The 21,236-nt window shown below is 74.7% G+C and carries 18 protein-coding genes; 10 read left to right on the forward strand and 8 right to left on the reverse strand.

The window, feature by feature from the left end:
• Window positions 1-34 precede the first annotated feature (34 nt).
• Window positions 35-1,027 carry a carbohydrate ABC transporter permease gene (locus CXR04_RS28450; RefSeq protein ID WP_101425092.1) on the forward strand — a complete coding sequence of 331 codons (993 nt, stop codon included), beginning with the start codon at window positions 35-37 and terminating at the stop codon, window positions 1,025-1,027.
• Window positions 1,024-1,851, forward strand: a complete 828-nt coding sequence (locus tag CXR04_RS28455; protein WP_101425093.1) for a carbohydrate ABC transporter permease — start codon at window positions 1,024-1,026, stop codon at window positions 1,849-1,851. The genes CXR04_RS28450 and CXR04_RS28455 overlap by 4 nt, the downstream gene beginning before the upstream one ends.
• Before the next feature lie 48 nt (window positions 1,852-1,899).
• Here CXR04_RS28455 and CXR04_RS28460 read toward each other — a convergent pair whose 3' ends face one another.
• Window positions 1,900-2,817 (reverse strand): hypothetical protein, encoded by a 918-nt coding sequence (locus CXR04_RS28460; protein ID WP_101425094.1) that lies wholly within the window; start codon window positions 2,815-2,817, stop codon window positions 1,900-1,902.
• Window positions 2,818-2,895: 78 nt separating this feature from the next.
• Here CXR04_RS28460 and CXR04_RS28465 point away from each other — a divergent pair, with 78 nt between their 5' ends.
• On the forward strand, window positions 2,896-3,366 hold the full coding sequence (locus tag CXR04_RS28465; protein WP_101425095.1) for a PPOX class F420-dependent oxidoreductase: 471 nt from the start codon (window positions 2,896-2,898) through the stop codon (window positions 3,364-3,366).
• Window positions 3,367-3,376: 10 nt separating this feature from the next.
• On the opposite strand, the gene CXR04_RS28470 is transcribed toward CXR04_RS28465, so the two are convergent.
• The gene (locus CXR04_RS28470) at window positions 3,377-5,137 is read right to left on the reverse strand and encodes a glycoside hydrolase family 35 protein (protein ID WP_101425096.1); all 1,761 of its coding nucleotides are present in this window, start codon (window positions 5,135-5,137) and stop codon (window positions 3,377-3,379) included.
• A gap of 148 nt (window positions 5,138-5,285) precedes the next feature.
• On the opposite strand from CXR04_RS28470, the gene CXR04_RS28475 reads away from it, so the two are divergent.
• Complete coding sequence (locus tag CXR04_RS28475) at window positions 5,286-6,191, forward strand: helix-turn-helix transcriptional regulator (protein WP_101425097.1); 906 nt, start codon at window positions 5,286-5,288, stop codon at window positions 6,189-6,191.
• Window positions 6,192-6,269: 78 nt separating this feature from the next.
• On the opposite strand, the gene CXR04_RS28480 is transcribed toward CXR04_RS28475, so the two are convergent.
• From CXR04_RS28480 to CXR04_RS28500, 5 genes are all read right to left on the reverse strand, one after another.
• A complete protein-coding gene (locus CXR04_RS28480; protein WP_101425098.1) occupies window positions 6,270-6,932 on the reverse strand; it encodes a response regulator in 663 nt (220 codons plus the stop codon).
• Window positions 6,929-8,545, reverse strand: a complete 1,617-nt coding sequence (locus CXR04_RS28485) for a histidine kinase (RefSeq protein WP_199850549.1) — start codon at window positions 8,543-8,545, stop codon at window positions 6,929-6,931. The genes CXR04_RS28480 and CXR04_RS28485 overlap by 4 nt, the downstream gene beginning before the upstream one ends.
• Before the next feature lie 348 nt (window positions 8,546-8,893).
• Window positions 8,894-9,718, reverse strand: a complete 825-nt coding sequence (locus tag CXR04_RS28490) for an ABC transporter permease (protein ID WP_101425100.1) — start codon at window positions 9,716-9,718, stop codon at window positions 8,894-8,896.
• A complete protein-coding gene (locus CXR04_RS28495; RefSeq protein WP_101425101.1) occupies window positions 9,715-10,650 on the reverse strand; it encodes an ABC transporter ATP-binding protein in 936 nt (311 codons plus the stop codon). The genes CXR04_RS28490 and CXR04_RS28495 overlap by 4 nt, the downstream gene beginning before the upstream one ends.
• Before the next feature lie 138 nt (window positions 10,651-10,788).
• Complete coding sequence (locus CXR04_RS28500) at window positions 10,789-11,790, reverse strand: DMT family transporter (protein WP_101425102.1); 1,002 nt, start codon at window positions 11,788-11,790, stop codon at window positions 10,789-10,791.
• Between the two features lie 93 nt (window positions 11,791-11,883).
• Here CXR04_RS28500 and CXR04_RS28505 point away from each other — a divergent pair, with 93 nt between their 5' ends.
• Window positions 11,884-12,243 (forward strand): chorismate mutase, encoded by a 360-nt coding sequence (locus CXR04_RS28505; protein WP_047015192.1) that lies wholly within the window; start codon window positions 11,884-11,886, stop codon window positions 12,241-12,243.
• A gap of 121 nt (window positions 12,244-12,364) precedes the next feature.
• On the opposite strand, the gene CXR04_RS28510 is transcribed toward CXR04_RS28505, so the two are convergent.
• On the reverse strand, window positions 12,365-13,192 hold the full coding sequence (locus CXR04_RS28510; RefSeq protein ID WP_101426653.1) for a hypothetical protein: 828 nt from the start codon (window positions 13,190-13,192) through the stop codon (window positions 12,365-12,367).
• Between the two features lie 103 nt (window positions 13,193-13,295).
• Between CXR04_RS28510 and pepN the strand changes: the two genes are divergently transcribed.
• The 5 genes from pepN to pyk all read left to right on the forward strand — a co-directional run bounded on the left by pepN (window position 13,296) and on the right by pyk (window position 21,193).
• The gene (pepN, locus tag CXR04_RS28515) at window positions 13,296-15,848 is read left to right on the forward strand and encodes an aminopeptidase N (protein WP_101425103.1); all 2,553 of its coding nucleotides are present in this window, start codon (window positions 13,296-13,298) and stop codon (window positions 15,846-15,848) included.
• A gap of 207 nt (window positions 15,849-16,055) precedes the next feature.
• Window positions 16,056-17,513, forward strand: coding sequence for a pyridoxal phosphate-dependent decarboxylase family protein (locus CXR04_RS28520; protein WP_101425104.1), 1,458 nt, complete (start codon window positions 16,056-16,058; stop codon window positions 17,511-17,513).
• Complete coding sequence (locus tag CXR04_RS28525) at window positions 17,503-18,921, forward strand: lysine N(6)-hydroxylase/L-ornithine N(5)-oxygenase family protein (protein WP_101425105.1); 1,419 nt, start codon at window positions 17,503-17,505, stop codon at window positions 18,919-18,921. Before CXR04_RS28520 ends, CXR04_RS28525 begins: the two co-directional genes overlap by 11 nt.
• Window positions 18,918-19,625 (forward strand): SIMPL domain-containing protein, encoded by a 708-nt coding sequence (locus CXR04_RS28530; protein ID WP_101425106.1) that lies wholly within the window; start codon window positions 18,918-18,920, stop codon window positions 19,623-19,625. The genes CXR04_RS28525 and CXR04_RS28530 overlap by 4 nt, the downstream gene beginning before the upstream one ends.
• 134 nt (window positions 19,626-19,759) lie before the next feature.
• Window positions 19,760-21,193: a pyruvate kinase gene (pyk, locus tag CXR04_RS28535; RefSeq protein ID WP_101425107.1), complete on the forward strand. Its 1,434-nt coding sequence runs from the start codon at window positions 19,760-19,762 to the stop codon at window positions 21,191-21,193.
• Window positions 21,194-21,236 lie beyond the last annotated feature (43 nt).

The raw sequence follows: 21,236 nt of genomic DNA on the forward strand, positions 1-21,236 counted from the left end.
ACCCGGGTTTCGGACAAGGACACGGAAAGACACAGTGAAGGATTCGATCGCCGCCGAGGTCGCGCTGGCTCCTCCCACGGAGCCGTCGCGGCCCGGCCGCGCCGCCGCTGACGCCGCCCGCCGCCGCAAGCGGCTGGTGACGGTGACCCGGCCGTGGCTGCTGCTGGCACCCTCCCTCGTGGTGCTGGCCGGGCTGCTGCTGTGGCCGCTGATCGAGGTCGGCAAGCTGTCGCTGCAGGACTACGAGGTCAAGTTCGGCGGCGGCGTCGGCACCTGGACCGGCTTCGACAACTACTCCGCCCTGCTCTCCAACGAGCTGCTGTGGAAGACGGTGCTGCCGAACACGGCGTTCTTCGCCTTCGGCTGCGTGATCCTCACGGTGGCGTTCGGCACCTTCGTCGCGCTGCTGCTCAACCGGCTGGGCACCGTGTGGCGGGTGATCTGCTCCACCGCGATCATGGCCGCCTGGGCGATGCCGGCGGTCACCGGCACGTACGTCTGGGTGTGGCTCTTCGCCGCGGAGGACGGGCTGATGAGCCGGCTGGCCGGCGCTGTCGGGCTCATCGACCCCGCGACCACCAACTGGTTCACCGAGCGGCTCGGCTTCTACGCCATCGCCACCCTGAACGTCGTCCACCACGGCTTCCCCTTCGTCGCCATCACCGTGCTCGCGGGCCTGATGACCGTGCCGAAGGAGCTGTACGAGGCCGGGATGATCGACGGCGCGAGCGCCTGGCAGCGGTTCTGGCGCATCACCGTGCCGGCGCTGCGGCCGATCTTCCTGGTCGTGACCATCCTCTCGACCATCTGGGACTTCAAGGTCTTCACCCAGATCTTCCTCATGCCCGGCGGCAGCGGAAGCAACGAGGACGTCATGAACCTCGGCGTGTACTCGTACATCGAGGCGTTCGCCAAGAACGACTACGGGGCCGGTGCCGCCGCCGCGGTGATGCTCACTCTGCTGCTCGTCGCCATCACCCTCGTCTACATCCGCACGCTCTTCCGGCAGGGGGAGGAGGAGCTGTGAAACGCACCTCGACCGGCTCGCGCATCGGCCTGCCGGCCGCCGTCGCCGGGCTGCTGATCTTCACCCTCTTCCCCGTCTACTGGATGATGAGCACGGCGCTGGATCCGCGGGCCTCCTCGCGCGGCTCGGACCTGCTGCCCAGCGGCGTCACGTTCGAGCACTTCAGCCGGGTGTGGAACGAGGGCGACTTCGACCGCTACCTGCTGAACTCGGCGATCGTCGGCCTCGGCACCATCCTGGCCGCCGCCGCGCTGTCGCTCTTCGCGGCCGTGGCCGTGGCGCGCTTCCGGTTCAAGTTCCGCACCTCCGTGCTGATCATGATCCTGATCGTGCAGATGGTGCCGCTGGAGGCGCTGGTCATCCCGCTCTTCCTACAGATGCGCGACTACGAGATGCTCAACAGCCTGCTCGGGCTGACGATCGTCTACATCGCGCTGTCGCTGCCGTTCGCGATCTGGACGCTGCGCGGGTTCGTCGCCACCGTGCCGAAGGAGATCGAGGAGGCGGCGTACATCGACGGCTGCACCTGGCCGCGGATGTTCTGGTCCGTGCTGCTGCCGCTGGTGGCGCCCGGCCTGGTGGCCACGAGCGTGTTCGCGTTCATCACCGCCTGGAACGAGTTCGTCTTCGCGTACACGTTCATGAAGGACAGCGAGAAGTACACGGCGGCCGTCGGGATCTACCAGTTCTTCGGCGAGAACGACACCGCGTGGGGGCCGGTCATGGCCAGCTCCACGCTGATCACGCTGCCGGTGCTGATCTTCTTCGTGATCGTGCAGCGGCGGCTGGCCTCCGGTCTCGCGGCCGGGGCGATCAAGGGCTGAGGACGCGGCAGGTACCGGCTCGCGGGCCCCAGGGGTCCCGCGGGCCGGTCACGTGTCGCACTCCAGCACCGCCTTGCACAGCCCGCAGCGCGCCCGTACGAACCCGCGCACCGGCACCCGGATCCGCTGGTGGCAGACGGGGCACGGGAACGACACCCGCATCGGCGGCCCCGCCTCGAAAACGTAGCCGTCGCCGAGGGCGGCCGTCGTCGTCAGCCCGCCGCCGTCCGCGCGCAGGAACAGCTCCTGCGCGCGCCTGCGGTCCCGGGTGTACCGGTGCCGGCCCAGCCGGCCGCTCGCCGCCAGCGGCGGGCGGGCGGCGTCCCGGCGGGCCAGTCGCAGGCCGGCGGTGTACGCCTCGTACGCCTGCGGGCTGGTGAACCAGATCTCCGGGTTCTCGCCGAAGGCGAGCGCGCGCTTGGCGACGACGTAGCCGAACTCCTCGGGCGTCAGATAGCCGAACCGCTGCGAGGCCCCGCCGCCCTCCCGGAAGGCGTCCAGCAGCAGCCAGCCCGCGCCGAGGTAGGCGGTCGCGGTGTCGGTGAGGATCTCGTTGTCCCCGGTGTCGGGGAAGGACAGGCCGAGGCGGTCCAGAAAGACGTGCATCACCTCGTGCGCCAGCGCCCCGCCGATGTCCCTGCGGTGCTCGCGGAAGCGCGGGTTCAGCTCGACGAAGTACTCGGGGCCCGCGGCCAGCTCCACGACCGCGGCCTCCGGCATCTCCCGGAAGCCGACGATCACCCGCGCGTCCGGCAGCCGCAGATGCTGCACCAGCGTGTGCGCCACGCGCTGGACGCCGAGGTGCAGATCCTCGTCGGCGGCCAGGGCGACGTCGACCGGGGGGACGCTGACGGCGAAGTCCGCGTGCAGGACGTCCGGGCTGAGCCGCCGGTAGAGCGCCGTCAGGGCCGACCGCACGGTCCGCAGATGCGGAAAGCCGTGCACGACCTCGCTCGCGCTGTCCACCGGCAACCCCCAGGGTCCGACTCCAGCCCACTGTACGGGCCCCGCGCCGCGCGGCCGGCGCGACGTATCGTGACGCGCATGAGTCCGAACATCGCCACCAACACCCGGGTCGACCTCGCCGGGCTGCTCGATTTCGTACGGCCCAGGCACCGGGCCCTGCTGCTCACCCGGCGGGCCGACGGCTCGCCGCAGGCGTCGCCGCTGACCTGCGGGGTGGACGACGCGGGCCGGATCGTGGTGTCCACGTACCCGGAGCGGGCCAAGACGCGCAACGCGCGGCGCGACCCGCGGGCCGGGATCGTGGTGCTGTCCGACGCGTGGGAAGGGCCGTGGGTGCAGGTCGACGGCGCGGCGGAGGTGATCGACGCGACGGAGGACGTGGAGCCGTTCGTGGAGTACTTCCGGAACATCGCGGGGGAGCACCCCGACTGGGACGAGTACCGCGAGGCCATGGTGCGGCAGGGGAAGTCGCTGATCCGGATCACGCCGGAGCGGTGGGGTCCGGTGGCCACCGGGGGCTTCCCGGCGCGGCTGTCGGAGGGGGCGTAGCCCCGCGGGTTCAGGACGGCGGCGGGGCGAGCAGCGGCTCGCCGCCGGGCTCGACCAGCTCCAGCAGCAGCACCTCGTTGGCGCCCGTGCGCAGCACCGGGCCCGGGACGTACAGGGACTCCTGCGGTCCCGCGGCCCAGTAGCGGCCCAGGCAGAAGCCGTTCACCCAGGCCCAGCCCCGGCCCCAGCCCGGCAGCGCGAGCGCCGCGTCGCCCGGCTTCGCGATCTGTGCCGACGCCCGGTACAGCCCCCTGCCGCCCGCGTCCGGCGGGCCGTACGGGAGCGCCGCCACCGCCTCCGTGTCGTCGAAGGCGTCGAGGCGCAGCCCCCGGGCCCGTACGCCGTGCACGTACTGGCGCTCGTGCAGCAGCCCGCCGGTGATCCCCTTCGGCTCCCCCAGCCGCGGGCCGTAGTTGACCCGGCCCAGCGACTCCACCCACACCTCGACCTCGGCCGGACCCGCGACGTCCCCGAGCGGCGCCTCCTCCCCGGCCAGCGCCATCCGCCGCTCGCCGGCCGGGTCCCGCACGTACGCAAGCGCCACGTCCCGCAGTCCGGTGACCAGCAGCGGGTACGGGCGCCTCGGGCCCGGGACGCGGAAGAGGTAGCGGACAAGACCGCGGTCGACGTCCAGCTCCTCGAACGTCGGCGGCACCCCGTGCTCCCGCTCCGGGCCGCCCAGCACCGCCAGCACCTGTGCCGCCGGGACAAGCCCGTCGACGGGCACCGGCACGGCCGCGGGGAGGGCCGGGGGCGGGGGCGGCGGCTCGGGGAGCGGGCCGGCCGCGTACCGGGCCAGCACCTCGCGGAACGCCTCGAACTTCGGCGTGGCCCGCCCGTACTCGTCGACCGGCGCGCCGTAGTCGTACGACGTGACGTCCGGCTGGAGCGCCCCGCGGTGCAGGTCGCCCGCGCGGTTCGCGCCCGCCCGGCCGCCGAAGCTGGTGCCGCCGTGCGCCATGTAGAGGTTCACCGACGCGCCGCAGTCGAGGATCTCCGTCAGCGCCGCCACCGCGTCCGCCGGCTCCCGTACGACGTGTTCCGCACCCCAGTGGTCGAACCAGCCGCACCAGAACTCCGCGCACATCAGCGGCCCGTCGGGCCGGTGCCTGCGCAGTGTCGCGAACGCCTCCCGGGCGCCGGAGCCGAAGGTCAGCGTGGCCGGCACGCCGGGCAGCGAGCCGGCGGTGAGCATGTGGTCCTCGGGCCCGTCCGCCGTGAACAGCGGCACGGTCACGCCGCGGGCCCGCAGCCCGTCGGCGAGGTGGCGCAGATAGGCGCGGTCGCTGCCGTACGAGCCGTACTCGTTCTCCACCTGCACCATCAGCACCGGACCGCCCCGCGTCACCTGCCGGGCGGCGACCTGCGGCAGTACGGCGTCGAACCAGTCGTCCACGGCGGCCAGGAACTCCGGGTCGCGGGTGCGCACCCGCGCGCCCAGCGGGCCCGTCAGCCAGTGCGGCAGCCCGCCGTTCTCCCACTCGGCGCAGATGTACGGGCCGGGGCGGACGATCACCCACAGCCCCGCGGCCTGCGCGGCGTCGATGAAGCGGCCGGCCGCCGCCACGTCCTCGTAGCGGCCGGGGTGCGGCTCGTGCAGGTTCCAAGGGACGTACGCCTCGACGCAATTCAGGCCCATCGCGCGGAGCATCGCGAGGCGGTGGCCCCACTGCGCCTCGTGCACCCGGAAGTAGTGCATGGCCCCGGACAGCAGCCGCACCGGCCGTCCGCCGAGATGAAAACTGTCGCCTTCCACCGTGAACTCAGGCACCTATTCCCGCCGTTCGTCGCCGATTGCCGGGCAAATACTCTCGCCCCCTGGCCACCCGTCCGTCCATGGACAAAGATCGACGGTGCTTGGACTCGGCGCTTGGACTCGGTGTCCGGACCCGGCGGCGGCGATGCAAGGAGGGCGGGCGATGAGCCACCACACGTGGATGCGCTACTTCACCCCCGGCCCGGTGCACCGCAAGCTCGGCCTGGTCTGCCTGGGCGTCGGCCTGCAGTACGGCGACCTGCCGGTCGTCGGGCCGCGCACGCTGGACCACCACGTCGCCGTGGTCATCAGCAGCGGCCGCGGCTGGTTCCGCAACGGCGACGGCCCGGTGCTGGACGTCGCGGCGCCCGCGCTGCTGTGGCTCACCCCGGGCGCCGTCCACCACTACGGGCCCGACCCCGCGACCGGCTGGGACGAGGCGTTCGTCGACTTCACCGGGTCTGCCGTCGCCGCGTACACCGAGCTGGGCTACGTCCAGCCGGAGCGGCCCGTGGTGCCGCTCAGCGACGCCACCGGGCCGCGCACCGTCGTCACCCGCATCGCCCGCGCCGCCCGCCGCGGCAACCCGATGCTGGAGGTCGAGACGTCCGCCGCCGTGCACGACCTGCTCGTGGCGCTGCGCCGGTCGCGCGCGGACATGGCCCCGGACGGCGACCCGGTGCTGCCGGCGCTGGCCCGCGACGCCTTCCTGCCGCTGTCCGTCGCCGAGCACGCGGCGCGGCACGGGATGACGACGGCCGAGCTGCGCTCCGCGGTGCGCCGGGCGGCGGGGTGCAGTCCGAAGGACTACCTGCTGGGGATACGGCTCGGCCGGGCGAAGGAGCTGCTGGCCGCCACGGAGCTGCCGATCGCGGCGGTCGCCCGGCGGGTGGGGTACGACGATCCGGCGTACTTCTCGCGGCTGTTCACCCGCCGGGTGGGGGTGGCGCCGGTGCACTTCCGCGACCAGCAGGGCCGCACGGCACCGGGCGCCTGGAACGACCGCGCTCCGGACCCGGGGGACCCGCCGGTGGCGGAACGGACCCCGCGGGGGCTGGGCCCCGCGTAGCCGGCCGCCGGCCGGAGCTCCCCGCGGTCACGGGGGTACGGGCCGGCTGCCGCGGCACGAAGTCGCGGGCTTTGCCGGTCAGTTGGGGCGGACCAGGCGGGTGTCGTACGCGAAGATCACTGCCTGCACGCGGTCGCGGGCGCCGGTCTTGCCGAGGATCCGGCCGATGTGGGTCTTGACCGTCGACTCGGCGAGGTGCATCCGATCGGCGATCTCGCCGTTCGTCCAGCCCAGCGCGACGGCCCGCAGCACCTCGCGCTCCCGGTCGGTGAGCACGGCGAGCCGCGGGTCGGGGCCCGCGGGCTCGCTGCGGGCGGGCAGCAGGTGCGCGTAGCGCTCGATGAGCCGGCGGGTCAGCGCCGGGGCGACCACGGCTTCGCCGGAGGCCACCGCCCGGATCCCGGCGAGCAGTTCGTCGGGCAGCGCGTCCTTGACGAGGAACCCGCTGGCGCCGGCACGCAGTCCGGCGAAGGCGTACTCGTCGAGGTCGAACGTGGTCAGGATCAGCACCCTGGTGCGGCCGCCGGCGGCGGTGATGCGGCGGGTGGCCTCGATGCCGTCGAGGCCGGGCATGCGGACGTCCATCAGGACGACGTCGGGCCGCAGTTCGGCGACCAGCCGGACCGCTTCCGCACCTCCGCCGGCCTCGCCGGCGACGGCCATGTCGCCCTGGCTCTCCAGCAGCATGCGGAAGCCGAACCGCTGGAGGGCGTGGTCGTCGGCGATCAGCACGCTGGTCACGGAGCCGCCTCCGGCGGGGGACCGGGAACGCGCGGCCTCCCGGCAGGGGCCGGGCCGTCGGCGATGGGCGGGGACTTCCGCGGGGGCGCCGGAGAGGGAACGTGCGAAGCCGCGGCCGGAGAGGGGGATTCCGCGCGCGGGGTCTCGGCAACGGGGGTGTGCGGAGACCCGGGCGAGGGGGCGGCGAGATGCGAAGGGCCGGGTGCGGACGAGGACGCCCCGGCGGGCGCGGGGTCGGCCACGGGCGGCAGCGTGGCGTACACGCGCCAGCCGCGTGCGGCGGGGCCCGCGTCGAGGGTGCCTCCGTAGACGGCGGCGCGCTCGCGCATGCCCGCGATGCCCCGGCCGCCGTGACCGCGCCTCTCGTCACCGCCACCCGGGGAGGCCCACCCGCCCGCGGACCCGTCCCGGGCGGGGGATCCGCTTCCGGCCCCGGCCCTCGGCACGGTCCCGGGGACCTCCCCTGCCCCGGCCACCAGCCCGCTCCCGTCACCCGCTTCCCGCAGCACGGGTACGCGCCCGTTCCGGCCCCGGCCCTCGCCGTCCCGTCCGGCGGGCGCCCCCGTGTCCGTCACCTCGATCTCCACCCCGCCCGTTCCGCAGTTCAGACGCACCGCGGCCGTCGCGCCCGCGCCCGCGTGCTTGAGCGTGTTCGTCAGCGCCTCCTGCACGATCCGGTAGACCGTCAACTGCCGCCCCTCGGAGAGCGTGCCCGAGTCCCCGCGCACCGTACAGCGCACCGGCAGCCCCGCCTCCCGTACCCGCCGCAGCAGCGGGTCCAACTCGGCCAGCCCCGGCTGCGGCGCCAGGTGCGCGGGCCCGGCGCCGGAGTGCTGCTCGTGCAGGACGCCCAGAAGCCGGCGCAGTTCGCCCAGTGCCTCCCGGCCGGTCGCGGAGATCGCCTCCAGCGCCTGCGCGGGCCGCTCCACGGAGCGGTCGGCGGGACCGCCCGTGTCACCCGCCGCCGGGCTGCCGCCGCCGCGGGCCGCGTACAGGCCGCCGTCCGCGACGCCGACGATCACCGAGAGGTTGTGCGCCACGATGTCGTGCATCTCGTGGGCGATCCGCGCGCGTTCGGCCGCGGCGGCGAGCCGCGCCCGCTGGTCGCGCTCGACCTCCAGCCGGTGGGCCCGGTTCAGCAGCGAAGCGACGTACTCGCGCCTCGTACGCACGGTGATGCCGGCCATCACGATGGTCGCGGTGATGGCGAGCATCGGCACGTACGCCTGGGAGTAGCTGTCCGGCGGCTCGCGCAGCGCGTCCGCGGCGATGACCACCGCCAGGATCGCGGCGACCCACGGCAGCCGCGACAGCGGCAGCCGCAGGGCGACGTTGTACAGGGCCACGCCGATGGCCGTGACCGACGCGATGGCCAGGTGGAGGCTGTCGTGGACGTACGTCACCGCGGCGAGGGCGCAGAACACGGTGAACGGATACCGCCGGCGCCACGGCATCGCCAGCACCATCCCCGCCCAGAGCAGCCACGGCACGGCCACCGGCAGCGACGCCAGCGCGGCGGGGTCCGCGCCTGGCTCGTCCCGGGCGTCCTCGCGCCAGTCGCCGAGGGAGATCTGGACGAGGCCGGGGAAGGCGACGAGTCCTGCGAGACCCATGTCCCAGACCCGAGGACGACGGGCGTCGAAGGCCCGTACGCGCTGCGCGGCGGCGTGGATGCGGTGCGTGGGCGGGGGTGCGGGTGCCGGACCAGCGCCCGGCCCTGCGTCCGTGCCCGGCCCCCCGTCCGTGCCCGGCCTCCCGTCCGTGCCCGGCACCTCGTCCTTCGCGGGCACGGAACCCGGGCCCGCACCTTCACCCGGCGCCGCTCCCGTGCCCTCGACCGTGCGCTCATCCGGGGCCGGATTCCCGGCTTCCCGCGCCGTCGCCGTCCCCGTCATCCCGCCGTCGCCGCCATTCGCGCCGCCCTCGCCGTCCGTCCTCGGTCCATGGTCGCCCAGTCGCTCTCAGACGTCACTGCGCCGGAGCCGCACCCCCGCGGCGGCCAGCGCGCCCGCCGCCCAGACGGCCAACGTGACCAGCGCGGCGCCGGGCGACGGCATGTCCGGGGACGGGTCGGCGGACATCAGCGGGTCCATGGCGGCCAGCGGGGTGTACGCCACGGCGTCCTCCACCCAGTCGTACGGCAGCAGCGGCGCCACGCTCGGCACCACCATCAGGACCGCCACGAACACCCCGATCGACGCCGGGATACCGCGCAGCAGCGCCCCGACCGCCACCCCGAGCACCGCGATCAGCGCCGCCCCGGCGGCCGTGGTGACCAGCGCCCGCGCCACCCCCGGGGCGCCGAGGCCGGCCGCGATGTCGGTGCCCGCGAGGAACGCCTGCGCCAGCGGGAACGCCGACAGCGCCGTCGCCAGCGTCAGGACGAAGCTCACGGCGCCGAACACGGCCGCCTTCGCCGCCAGCACCGGCAGCCGGCGCGGCACCGCCGCCATGGTGGCCCGCACCGTCCCCGTCGACCACTCGCCCGCCGCCGTGAGGATGCCCAGGACGGGCAGGATCAGCAGGCCGAAGTTCAGGCCGAGCAGGGTGGTTTCCACGGGGTCCTGCGGGCCGTGGTCGCGGCCGTCGCGGTACGTCGCGCCGACCGCGAGGCCGATGCCGGCGGCCAGCACGACGACGGCGGCCAGCGCGTACCAGGTCGAGCGCAGCGACCACAGCTTCGACCACTCCGCGCGCAGCACCCGCGGGTACGTCACGCGGTAGCCGGCGGCGCCACCGGCGTTCGTGCCGCCCGGGCCCGGCGCGGTCAGGGACGGGGTGCTCATGCGGCGATCTCCTCCTGCCGCCCCGCGGCGGGGGCGTGGTACTCGACGGCGTCCCTGGTCAGCTCCATGAACGCCTCCTCCAGCGACACCCGGTGCGGCGTCAGCCCGAACAGCGGCACGCCGTGCGCGGCCGCCGTCAGGCCGATGTCCTCGGCGCCGACGCCGCGGACCCGCAGCACGCCCGGCGCGTCCGAGGCGACCTCCACGCCGGGGCCGGCCAGCAACTCCCGCAACCGGCCCGCCTGCGGGGATCTCAGCGACACCTCGTCGCGCCCCGCGGCCCGTACGAACTCCGCCACCGTGGTGTCCGCAAGCAGCCGCCCGCGGCCGACGATGACCAGGTGCTCCGCGGTCAGGGCCATCTCGCTCATCAGATGCGACGAGACGAACACCGTGCGGCCCTCCGCCGCCAGTTCCTTGAGCAGGTTGCGGATCCACAGGACACCCTCGGGGTCGAGCCCGTTGACCGGTTCGTCGAGCACGACGGCCGCGGGGTCGGCCAGCAGCGCGGCGGCGATGCCGAGGCGCTGCCCCATGCCCAGCGAGAACCCGCCGGCGCGCTTGCGCGCCACCCCGGCCAGTCCGACCGCCTCGATCACCTCCTCCACCCGCGTGCGCGGGATGCCGTGGGTCAGGGCGAGCGCGAACAGATGCTTGTACGCGCTGCGCCCGGTGTGGACGGACCGCGCCTCCAGCAGTGCCCCGATCTCCGCGAGGGGCGCCGGATGCCGGGCGTACGGGCGGCCGTTGACGGTGACGGAGCCGCGGGTGGGCGCGTCCAGGCCCACGATGAGGCGCATCGTGGTGGACTTGCCGGCGCCGTTGGGTCCGAGGAAGCCCGTCACGGTTCCCGGGCGCACGGTGAAGGTCAGGTCGTCGACGGCGGTCTTCTCGCCGTACCGCTTGGTGAGCCCGCGTACTTCGATCGTCATACCGGCGACGCTAGGCGGCGCGGCCGCACGGAACGTCCGACCACGGCCCGCATCCGCGCGAGCCCGTAGTACCACGGGAGGACCCCCGTCAGGCCCCTGGCACACCCCGCCGCTCAGCGGGGCTTCGCCCCCGGGCGCTCAGCGCGGCCTCTCCTCCTGGGCCGGTCCTCCGGCCGGCTCCCCGGCTGCCGTGCCGGCCTCCGGCGCCGCACCGCCCGCCGTCGGGCCACCTGCCGCCGGCGTACCCGCCGCCCCGGCCGCCGTGCCGCCCGAGGCGACGACGCGTGGGTCGCGGCGTACGCCACGGCTGCGCGAGACCGCCACGCCCGCCAGGCACAGGGCGCCGCCCAGCAGCGTCGGCACCTCCGGGACCTCGCCCAGCGCCGCCCAGGACATCAGGACCACCAGCGCCGGCACGGCGTACGTCGTGGCGCCCATCCTTCCCGCCGTGGTGCGCTTCAGCGCATACGCCCACGTCGTGAAGGCCAGCGCCGTCGGGAAGATACCGAGGTACACCACGTTGGCCGTCGCCGACAGGGGCGCGTCGCCTATCTGCCCCGCCAACTGCCCCGCGAACGGCAGGCACAGCACCGCGCCCGTCATGCAGCCGTAGGCCGTGACCTGGAGCGGCGAGGCGTGCGCCAGGGCCGGCTTCTGGCTGACGACCCCGCTGGCGTACGTCGCCGCGGCCAGCAGGCACAGCAGCACCCCGCCGAGGGAGGAACTGCCCCCGTCGGACATCGATATCCCCACCACCACGGCGCCCGCGAAGGACACGCCGAGGCCCGCCAGCAGCATCCGCGGGAAACCCTCCTTCAGCAGCCAGCCGCTGAGCAGCGCCACGAGCATGGGCCCGACGTTCACGACCATCGCGGCCGTGCCCGCGTCGACCAACTGCTCGCCCCAGTTGAGCGCCACCATGTACACCCCGAACCAGAGCGTGCCCGACACGGCGATGCCCGGCCACGCCCCCCGCGGCGGCAGCCCCTCGCGGCGCACGAGCAGGAGCAGCGCCAGCGCCGCCGAGCCCGCCAGCAGCCGGCCGAGCGCCAGCGCACCCGGGCTGAAGTGCTCGCCGGTATCCCGGATGGAGACGAACGCCGACGCCCACAGCACCACCGTCACCGCCGCCGCGGCCATCGCCCGCCGGTCCGCCCCCGCCTGCACGTTTGCCATGCCCAGGAAGGTAACAGCCGGCACTGACAACCGGCCCGCCCCTGTTACCGTGGCCGGATGACCGACCACTCCACGTCCCCGTCGGCCATGGACGGCCTCTCCGACTCCGATGTACGAGCCGAGCTCGACCGGCTCCGCGACAGCATCGACAACATCGACGCGGCCGTCGTGCACATGCTCGCCGAACGTTTCAAATGCACCCAGCAGGTCGGCCGCCTCAAGGCCGCCCACCACCTGCCGCCCGCAGACCCCGCCCGCGAGGCCCGCCAGATCATCCGCCTCCGCGAGCTGGCGGAGAGCGCCAAGCTGGATCCGGCATTCGCGGAGAAACTTCTCAACTTCATCATCGCCGAGGTCATCCGGCACCACGAGACCATCGCCAACTCCGCCGCCCCGGAATCCCCGTCCGCCCCCTAACAGGCGAAACGCCGGGGCGCGCCGGTACCGGTCGTCACCGCAGGTCGTTGCGGGTTCCGGGGGCTCGTCCTGCGACACGGTCCGATCGTGCGTCGCCCGCGCCGCCCCCGCCGCCCCCGCCCTACGCCCCGCCGCCCGCGTCGTACGCCGCGAAGGACCGCTCCGGCAGCAGCCAGCCCTCCTCGCGGAAGATCCGCGTCCCCGCCTCCCGCACCCCGGCGTCGGCCCCCGCGCGGGCGACCCAGTCGCCGGGCGCCGGGCCCAGGAGGTCCCGCAGCCGGGCGGAGGCGGCGAGGAGGCGGGCGAGGAGGGCGGGTTGGTCCGGGGTGTGGGGGAGCGGGCGGCCGCGGCCGTCGGAGAGGACGCCGCGGGCGTTGTAGTAGACGTACGTGCCCGGCAGCCCCCCGCCGCCGGGCAGCCGCACCGGGAACTCCGCGGCCGGCAGCAGGGCGCGCCCGTAGTTCGGCATCTCCGTGCCGTCCACGGCGCGCAGTTGCGCGTCGTCCAGCCACGTCACCCACAGCCGCGACTCGGCGGCCGTCTCGGCGTACGGGGCGGCCGCGACGTACCCCGGCGCGCTGATGTGCCCCGAGACGCCGACGCCGAGGCCGCCGGCGGTGACCGGGGAGACCGGCACGACGGCGGGCAGCCCCAGGTGCGTGAGCTTGTGCCGCACCTGCCCGGGCGCCGCGTTGGACCCCAGCGCCAGTACCGGGACCCGCGCCGCCACCGGCGCCTGCCCGAGCGCCGCCAGCGTCTCGTCCAGCCCCGTGTCCGTACCGCCCTCCGCGACCCGCCACCGCCCCACCCCGCCCGGCGCGGGCCGCAGCGGCAGCAGCCGGTCGCCTGCGAGCAGCGAGGGACCGGGCACCGGCGGCTCCGGATACGCCAGCGGCTCCAGCAGGGGTACGGTCGCGAGGCCCAGCGCCTCCAGGGTTCTGTCCGGCACGCCGAGCAGCGTAGTCCCGCCGCCCGCGCCCCGCACGCGAGTCCGAGGCTCGGCCCCGCCCGGGTGTCGTCGTACCCGCAGGTCGTGAGGCAGCATAAGGCCCATGCCCGCACTCACCCGCGCCGAGGCGCAGCTCCGCGCCGACCTGCTGGACGTCCGCCACTACGCCGTCGACCTCGACCTGACGCGCGGTGAGGAGGTCTTCGGCTCCAGCACCGTCATCACCTTCGCCGCCCGCACGGCGGCGGAGACGTTCGTCGAGATCCGGCCCGCCGAGCTGGTACGTGCCACGCTCGACGGCCGGGACCTGGACACCGGCGCGCTCGACGACAACCGGCTCGCGCTGCAACTCGCCGAGGGCGAGCACGAACTGCGCGTCGAGGCCGTCATGAGCTACTCGCGCACCGGCGAGGGCGTGCACCGCTTCACGGATCCCGCCGACGGCGAGACGTACGTCTACAGCCAGCTCTTCCTGGACGACGTGCAGCGTGCCTTCGCCGCGTTCGACCAGCCCGACCTCAAGGCCGTCTTCGACGTCTCCGTCACCGCGCCCGCCGGCTGGACCGTGCTCGGCAACGGCATCGCCCACCAGGAAGCGGACGCGGGACCGGACGCCGATCCCGAAGACGGCGTGCGCTGGCGGCTGACCACCACCCCGCCGCTGGCCACCTACCTCGTCGCCGTCGCCGCCGGACCGTGGCACTCCGTCCACACCGAGCACGCCGGGCTGCCCTTCGGTCTGCACTGCCGCCGCTCGCTCGCCGCCCACCTCGACGCCGACGCCGAGGAGCTGTTCGACGTCACCCGGCGCTGCTTCGACCGCTACCACGAGCGGTTCGCCGAGCCGTACCCCTTCGACTCCTACGACCAGGCGTTCGTCCCGGAGTTCAACGCCAACGCCATGGAGAACCCGGGCCTGGTCACCTTCCGCGACGAATTCGTCTACCGCTCCGCCGTCACCGACACGGAGCGCCAGACCCGCGCCATGGTCATCGCGCACGAGATGGCGCACATGTGGTTCGGCGACCTGGTCACGCTGCGCTGGTGGGACGACATCTGGCTGAACGAGTCCTTCGCCGAGTACATGGGCTACCAGATCCTCGCCGAGGCCACCCGCTTCACCGGCACCTGGACCGACTTCGCCATCGCCCGCAAGAGCTGGGGCTACGACGCCGACCAGCGGCCCTCCACGCACCCCGTCGCCCCGCCGCGCGTCCCCGACAGCGCCTCCGCGCTGCAGAACTTCGACGGCATCTCGTACGCGAAGGGCGCCTCCGCGCTGCGCCAACTCGTCGCCTGGATGGGCGAGAAGGACTTCTTCGCCGGGCTCGACGACTACTTCTCCCGGCACCGCTTCGGCAACGCCACCCTCGCCGACTTCATCGAGTCCATGGACCGCGCCTCCGGCCGCGACGTGCCCGCGTGGGCAGACGCCTGGCTGCGCACCACCGGCGTCGACACCTTCCGCCCGGAGACCTGGCAGGGCGAGGACGACGTATGGGCGCTGGAGGTGGAGCACACCGGGCGCCGCCCGCACCGGCTGGACGTCGGCCTCTACGACGAAGCCCCCGACGAGCCGGGGCGGATGGTCCTGCGCGAGAAGGTGGCGCAGGAGTTCGCCGAGGACCTCGGGCTGAAGTCCGCGTCCGCGGAGGGCCGGGCGCCCGACCTCGTGCTCGTCAACGACGGCGACCTCACGTACGCCAAGATCCGGCTCGACGAGGGCTCCTGGGAGACCGCGCTGCGCTGCCTGTCCGGCATCCCCGACCCGCTCAGCCGCGCCGTGCTGTGGAACGCCGCCCGTGACATGGTGCGCGACGCCGAACTCCCGCCCGCCGACTACCTCCAGGCCGCCGCCGGGCACCTGCCGGCCGAGGACGACCTCGCCGTCGTCCAGGGCGTGCTGGCCTTCGCCCGCGGTCCGGTCGCGGGCGTCTACGTCCCCGACGCGGACCGCCCCGCGGCCCGCGCGGCGGTCGCGGAGACCTGCCGCGAACTGCTGCGCCGCACCGACGACGACGGCGACCCCGGGCTGCGGCTCGCGGCCGTACGCGCCCTCATCGACTGCGCGGACGAGCCCGACGAGGTACGCGACTGGCTCGCCGCCGGCACCGTACCCGGCGGCCCCGTGCTCGACCCCGACCTGCGCTGGCGCTGCCTCGCCCGGCTTGCCGTCCTCGGCGCCGCGACCCCGGAGCGGATCGAGGCGGAGGTGGCGCGCGACCCGGGCGCGTCCGCGCAGGAGGGCGCGGCGCGGTGCCTCGCCGCGCTGCCGGACGCCGGGGCGAAGGCGGCGGCCTGGGAGTCGATGTACGGGGGCGCGGGCGGCGCCGCCGAGCTTTCCAACTACCTGTTCACCGCCACCGCGGTGGGCTTCTGGCAGCCGGAGCACCGCGAGGTGCTGGCGCCGTACGTGCCGCGCTGGTTCGCCGAGACGCCGGCGCTCGCCGAGCGCCGCGGCCCGGCCATCGCCGAGGCGGCGGGGCGCTCCGGGTTCCCGCGGGGGTTCGTGGACGCGGAGACGCTGCGGCTCGGCGAGGAGTGCCTGGAGCGGGACGACCTGGTGCCGGCGCTACGGCGGCGGCTGGCCGACCAACTCGACGACCTGGGCCGGGCGCTGCGCGTACGCGGGGCGGCGGACATCCGGGGCGAGTAGCGGCACGGGGCCGGGCGGGGCTGCCGGAACGGCGTCGCGCCCGGTCCCGTAGCAGATCGTGGAACGCGTCCCTCCGCGTCCTGACGCGTTCCCACGTACGGGCGAACTCCCGGGCAGAACGGTGCGTTTCGGAGAAATGGCGGAAGTAGGTTAGGGCCGCCTCACCTCACCACCGGTCCTCCGGGACCGGCGCACTCAGGAGCCTGCATGCCCGCTGCCGCCGAAGCCCCCCTCGCGGGCGGCCACGCCGGCCCCCGCGCCCTCCGCCCGTACCTCGACACCGTCCTCGCCGCCCTCGGCGACGGCGCCGACCGCCGCCGGGGGCCGCTGCCCGCCGGCGGTCCGGCGGCCGTCGCCGCGCGGGTGCGCGAAGCCGTCCGCCCCGTGCTGCCCGACACCGGCGTCGGCGCGGACGCGGCCCTCGCCGAACTCGTCCGCCTCCTCGCCGAGGGCGCCGCCGACCCGGCGGACCCGCACTGCGCCGCCCACCTGCACGCCCCGCCGCTCGCCGTCGCCGCCGCCGCGGACCTCGCGGCCGGCGCGCTCAACCCGTCGCTGGACTCCTGGGACCAGGCCCCGGCCGCCGCCGAACTGGAGGCCGAGGTGGCCGCCGCCGTCGCCGCAGAGGTCCACCCCGGCGCCGCCCGGCCCGACGCGCTGGTCACCACCGGCGGCACGGAGGCCAACCAGCTCGCGCTGCTGCTCGCCCGCGAACTCCTCGGCCCCGGCGTGCAGGTGGTCGCGGGCGCCAACGCCCACCACAGCGTGCGGCGCGCCGCGTGGCTGCTGGGCATGCGCGCCCCGCACGTCGTGCCGACGCCGCGCGGCGTCCTGGACCCCGCCGCCGTACGGGCCGTGCTCGCGGACGTCCGCGGCCCCGGCGGCGCCCCGGGCCCGGCGCTGGTCGTCGCCACCGCCGGCACCACCGACGAAGGCGCCGTCGACCCGCTGCCGGGGCTCGCCGACGCCGCCGCGGCGCACGGCGCCCGGCTGCACGTGGACGCCGCGTACGGCGGGCTGCTGCTGCTCGCCCCGGGCCGCGCGCACCTCGTCGCCGGGCTCGACCGGGCCCACACCGTCGCCCTCGACCTGCACAAGCTGGGCTGGCAGCCGATCGCCGCCGGCTTCCTGGCCGTACGCGACGACGCCGACCTGGCGCCGCTCGCGTACACCGCCGACTACCTCAGCGCCGACGACGACACCGACGCCGGGCTGCCCGCCCTGCTGCACCGCTCGCTGCGCACCACGCGCCGCGCCGACGTACTCAAGATCGCCGTCACGCTGCGCGCGCTGGGCCGCGCCGGGGTCGCGGAGCTGGTGGAGGCGACCTTCACCGCGGCGGCGCGGCTCGCGGAACTGGTCGAGGAGGACCCGGAGCTGGAGTTGTACGCGCCGCCGACGCTGACCACGGTCCTCTTCCGGCCCGTCGGCGCCGGCGACGCGGCGGTCGCGGCGCTGCGGCGGCGGCTGCTGTACGACGGGCACGCGGTGCTCGGCCGCGCCGGGGCGGGCGGGCGGCGCTGGCTGAAGGCCACCCTGCTCAACCCCCATGTCCAGCCGGGCGACCTGCGCAACCTGCTCAAGCTCGTCACCGAGGCCCACCGGGCACCGGCCCCTTCGCCCCGGCAGGAACGCGAGAACGGAACCGCCCCCGATGCCCGCTGAGCACACCGGCCGCCGGCGCCCCCTGGACCTCGCCGGGATCGGCATCGGCCCGTTCAACCTCTCGCTCGCCGCCCTCGCCGCCCGCGTCCGCGGCCTGACCACCGCGTTCTACGAGCGCCGCCCGGAGTTCCGCTGGCACTCCGGGCTGCTCATCGAGGGCACCACGCTCCAAGTGCCCTTCCTCGCCGACCTCGTCACGCTCGCCGACCCCACCAGCCCCTTCAGCTTCCTCAACTACCTGCGGGTGCGCGAGAGGCTCTACCCCTTCTACTTCGCCGAGCGCTTCCACGCCCACCGCGCCGAGTACGACGCGTACTGCCGCTGGGTCAGCGGGCAGCTTCCCGGCCTGCACTTCGGCCACCAGGTCGAGGATGTCCGCTGGAACGCGGAAAGCGGCCTCTTCGAGGCCGACTTCGCCCAGCTCGACGCCGCCGGCGAGGCCGCCGCGCTGGGCCGCGCGCACGCCCGGCACCTCGTCGTGGGGGTGGGCACCGAGCCGTACGTGCCGGAGGCGCTGCGCCCGCTCGTCGGCTCGCCCACGGCCGACGTCGTGCACTCCGCCGACTACCTGCCCCACCGCGCCCGCCTCGCCGCCGCCGGGCACGTCACCGTCGTCGGCGCCGGGCAGTCCGGCGCGGAGGTCTTCCTCGACCTGCTGCGGGCCCGGCCCGCGGGCGCGGAGGGGCTGCACTGGCTGGCCCGCTCCCCGGCCTTCGCGCCCATGGAGTACAGCAAGCTGGGCCTGGAGCAGTTCACCCCCGACTACGCGCGCTACTTCCACGGGCTGCCCGAGGAGGTACGCGACGACCTGCTGCCGAGGCAGTGGCAGTTGTACAAGGGCATCGACGGCGAGACCATCGCCGCCGTGCACGACGAGCTGTACCGCCGCACCCTCGGCGGCGGCTGGCCCGACGTGGTCCTCACCCCCGGCGTCACCGTACGCACCGCCGGGCGCCTCGGCTCGGACCGCATCGAACTGCACCTGGAGCACGCCGCGCAGGGCGCCCGCGAGACGCTGCGCACCGACGCCGTGGTGCTCGCCACCGGCTACCGCGAGCGCCCGCTCGACGGCCTCCTCGCCCCGCTGGAGCCGCTGCTCCAGCGCGACGCCGCGGGCCGCCCGCAGGTCGACGAGCGGCACCGCCTCGTGCTCGACCCCGAGGTCACGGGCCGGATCTACGTCCAGAACGCCGAGCGGCACACGCACGGCGTCGGCGCCCCCGACCTGGGCCTGGCCGCGCACCGCAGCGCCGTCATCCTCGACGACGTCACCGGCGCGGAGCCGTACCCGCTGCCGAGCCGTACCGCCTTCACCACCTTCGGGCTCCGGCAGACCCGGCGCGCACGCCCCGGTGCACCGGCGCCCCCCAGCCCGCGCGCGCCGGACCCTGGCACAGTAAGGGCATGACGAACCCGCCCCCCGCTCCCGCCCCGGCCCCCTACGGCACCCCGGACCAGCCGCGCCTCGCCGTCCGCGGCGAGGCCCGGCTCGAAGTGGACCCGGAGATCGCCCGGATCGCCGTCACCGTCGCCGTCCGCGGCACCGACCGGCGCACCGCGCTGGAGGACCTGACCCGCCGCAACGCCGAGGCGCGCGACCTGATCAGGTCGTACGGCGACGCGGTCGAGAAGCTGGAGACGGGCGCGCTGCTCGTGACCCCGGAACTCGGCCGGCACGGCCGCGGCGAGCGCGTGCGCCGCTACCACGGCCGGGTCCGGCTGGCCGCGACGTTCAGCGACTTCACCGCGCTGGGCGAGCTGAGCACCCGGGCCGCCGACCTCGAACTCACGGGCGTCGAAGGGCCGTGGTGGGCGCTGCGCCCGGACTCGCCGGTGCACCGCGAGGCGCGGCAGCAGGCGGTACGGGAGGCGGTGACGCGCGCCCGTGAGTACGCCCAGGCGATGGGCGCGGAGCTGACGGCCGTGCTGGAGATCGCCGACGAGGGCGCGGATCGGCAGGAGGCGTGGCTGGCGGCGGAGGCGACCCGCGGCTACGGCGGCCCCGCCGTACCCGGCGGGGAGGCGGCCCCCGCACTCGACCTCGAACCTCAGCGACAGACTGTCTACGCACGGGTGAACGCAAGGTTCACCATGACCCGTCCGCAACTCTGAAAGCGCTCATCAGAGCAGCGGCCCGCACGTTTTATTAGTTGTCAGCTCGATCTCAATAGACCTTCGCTCAAATGTCGTTGGGGAATGGCCAATACCCGGTTCCCTACCTGCCGGTAAGTCATAGAGTCGAAAGTATGCGCCGAGCGAAGATTGTCTGCACCCTGGGTCCAGCCACCGACACATACGACCAGATCAAGGGCCTGGTCGAAGCGGGAATGGACGTCGCCAGGTTCAATCTCAGCCATGGCACCTACGCTGAGCACGAAGAGCGTTACGCACGGGTGCGCAAGGCCGCGGACGAAACGGGGCGCAGCGTCGGCGTGCTCGCCGACCTTCAGGGCCCGAAGATCCGGCTGGGCACGTTCCGCGAAGGTCCTGTATTTCTCGAACGGGGCGATGAATTCACCATCAGCGTCGATCCGGTCGAAGGCGACCGCCAGTGCTGCGGTACGACGTACGCCGGGCTGGCCGCCGACGTCGGGCGGGGCGAGCGGATCCTCGTCGACGACGGCCGCGTCACGCTGGAGGTGACCGCCGTGGACGGGCCCCGGGTCCGCACGATGGTCATCGAGGGCGGCATGGTCTCCGACCACAAGGGCCTCAACCTGCCCGGCGTCGCCGTCTCCGTCCCCGCGCTCTCCACCAAGGACCGCGAGGACCTGCGCTGGGCGCTGCGCGCAGGGGCGGACATCATCGCGCTGTCCTTCGTCCGCTCCGGCCAGGACGTCCGCGACGTCCACCGGATCATGGACGAGGAGGGCCGGCGGGTGCCGGTGATCGCCAAGGTGGAGAAGCCGCAGGCGGTGGAGAACCTGGAGGGCATCGTCGACGCCTTCGACGGGCTCATGGTGGCCCGCGGCGACCTCGGCGTGGAAATGCCGCTGGAGCAGGTGCCGATGGTGCAGAAGCGCGCGGTCAAGCTGGCCAAGCGGAACGCCAAGCCGGTCATCGTCGCCACGCAGATGCTGGACTCGATGATCGAGGCGTCCCGGCCGACGCGCGCCGAGGCGTCCGACGTGGCCAACGCGGTGATGGACGGCACGGACGCGGTGATGCTGTCCGGCGAGACGAGCGTCGGCAAGTACCCGATCCAGACGGTGCGGACGATGGGCCGGATCGTGCAGGCGGCGGAGGAGGAGATGCTCGCCAAGGGCCTGCCGCCGCTGACCGAGCGCAACAAGCCGCGCACGCAGGGCGGTGCGGTGGCGCGTGCGGCGGCGGAGGTCGGCGACTTCCTCGGCGCGCGCTATCTGGTGGCCTTCACGCAGTCCGGCGACACGGTGCGGCGGCTCTCGCGCTACCGCTCGCCGATCCCGGTGCTGGCCTTCACCCCGGACCCGGCGACGCGCAGCCAGCTCAACCTGACGTGGGGCGTGGAGACGTTCCTCGGCCCGATGGTGCAGACGACCGACGAGATGGTGGCGCAGGTCGACGAGCAGTTGCTGAAGATCGGCCGCTGCCGCAAGGGCGACGTCGTGGTGATCACCGCCGGCAGCCCCCCGGGCATCCCCGGCTCGACCAACCTCGTCCGCGTCCACCACATCGGCGAGGACGACACGGTGAGCTGACGCACCGCGGAGTTGCGCCTTCGGCGGGGTGGCCGGGTGGGAA

The organism is Streptomyces sp. CMB-StM0423 (assembly GCF_002847285.1).
GTDB lineage: Bacteria > Actinomycetota > Actinomycetes > Streptomycetales > Streptomycetaceae > Streptomyces.

What these genes read in the sequence shown, in the direction of transcription:
- CXR04_RS28465 (WP_101425095.1), top strand. Translation starts at nt 2,896, where the DNA reads ATGAGTCCGAACATCGCCACCAACACCCGGGTCGACCTCGCCGGGCTG.
- CXR04_RS28495 (WP_101425101.1), bottom strand. Translation starts at nt 10,650, where the DNA reads ATGACGATCGAAGTACGCGGGCTCACCAAGCGGTACGGCGAGAAGACC.
- pepN (WP_101425103.1), top strand. Translation starts at nt 13,296, where the DNA reads ATGCCCGCACTCACCCGCGCCGAGGCGCAGCTCCGCGCCGACCTGCTG.
- CXR04_RS28525 (WP_101425105.1), top strand. Translation starts at nt 17,503, where the DNA reads ATGCCCGCTGAGCACACCGGCCGCCGGCGCCCCCTGGACCTCGCCGGG.
- CXR04_RS28520 (WP_101425104.1), top strand. Translation starts at nt 16,056, where the DNA reads ATGCCCGCTGCCGCCGAAGCCCCCCTCGCGGGCGGCCACGCCGGCCCC.
- CXR04_RS28500 (WP_101425102.1), bottom strand. Translation starts at nt 11,790, where the DNA reads ATGGCCGCGGCGGCGGTGACGGTGGTGCTGTGGGCGTCGGCGTTCGTC.
- CXR04_RS28475 (WP_101425097.1), top strand. Translation starts at nt 5,286, where the DNA reads ATGAGCCACCACACGTGGATGCGCTACTTCACCCCCGGCCCGGTGCAC.
- CXR04_RS28530 (WP_101425106.1), top strand. Translation starts at nt 18,918, where the DNA reads ATGACGAACCCGCCCCCCGCTCCCGCCCCGGCCCCCTACGGCACCCCG.
- CXR04_RS28490 (WP_101425100.1), bottom strand. Translation starts at nt 9,718, where the DNA reads ATGAGCACCCCGTCCCTGACCGCGCCGGGCCCGGGCGGCACGAACGCC.
- CXR04_RS28485 (WP_199850549.1), bottom strand. Translation starts at nt 8,545, where the DNA reads ATGGGTCTCGCAGGACTCGTCGCCTTCCCCGGCCTCGTCCAGATCTCC.
- CXR04_RS28505 (WP_047015192.1), top strand. Translation starts at nt 11,884, where the DNA reads ATGACCGACCACTCCACGTCCCCGTCGGCCATGGACGGCCTCTCCGAC.
- pyk (WP_101425107.1), top strand. Translation starts at nt 19,760, where the DNA reads ATGCGCCGAGCGAAGATTGTCTGCACCCTGGGTCCAGCCACCGACACA.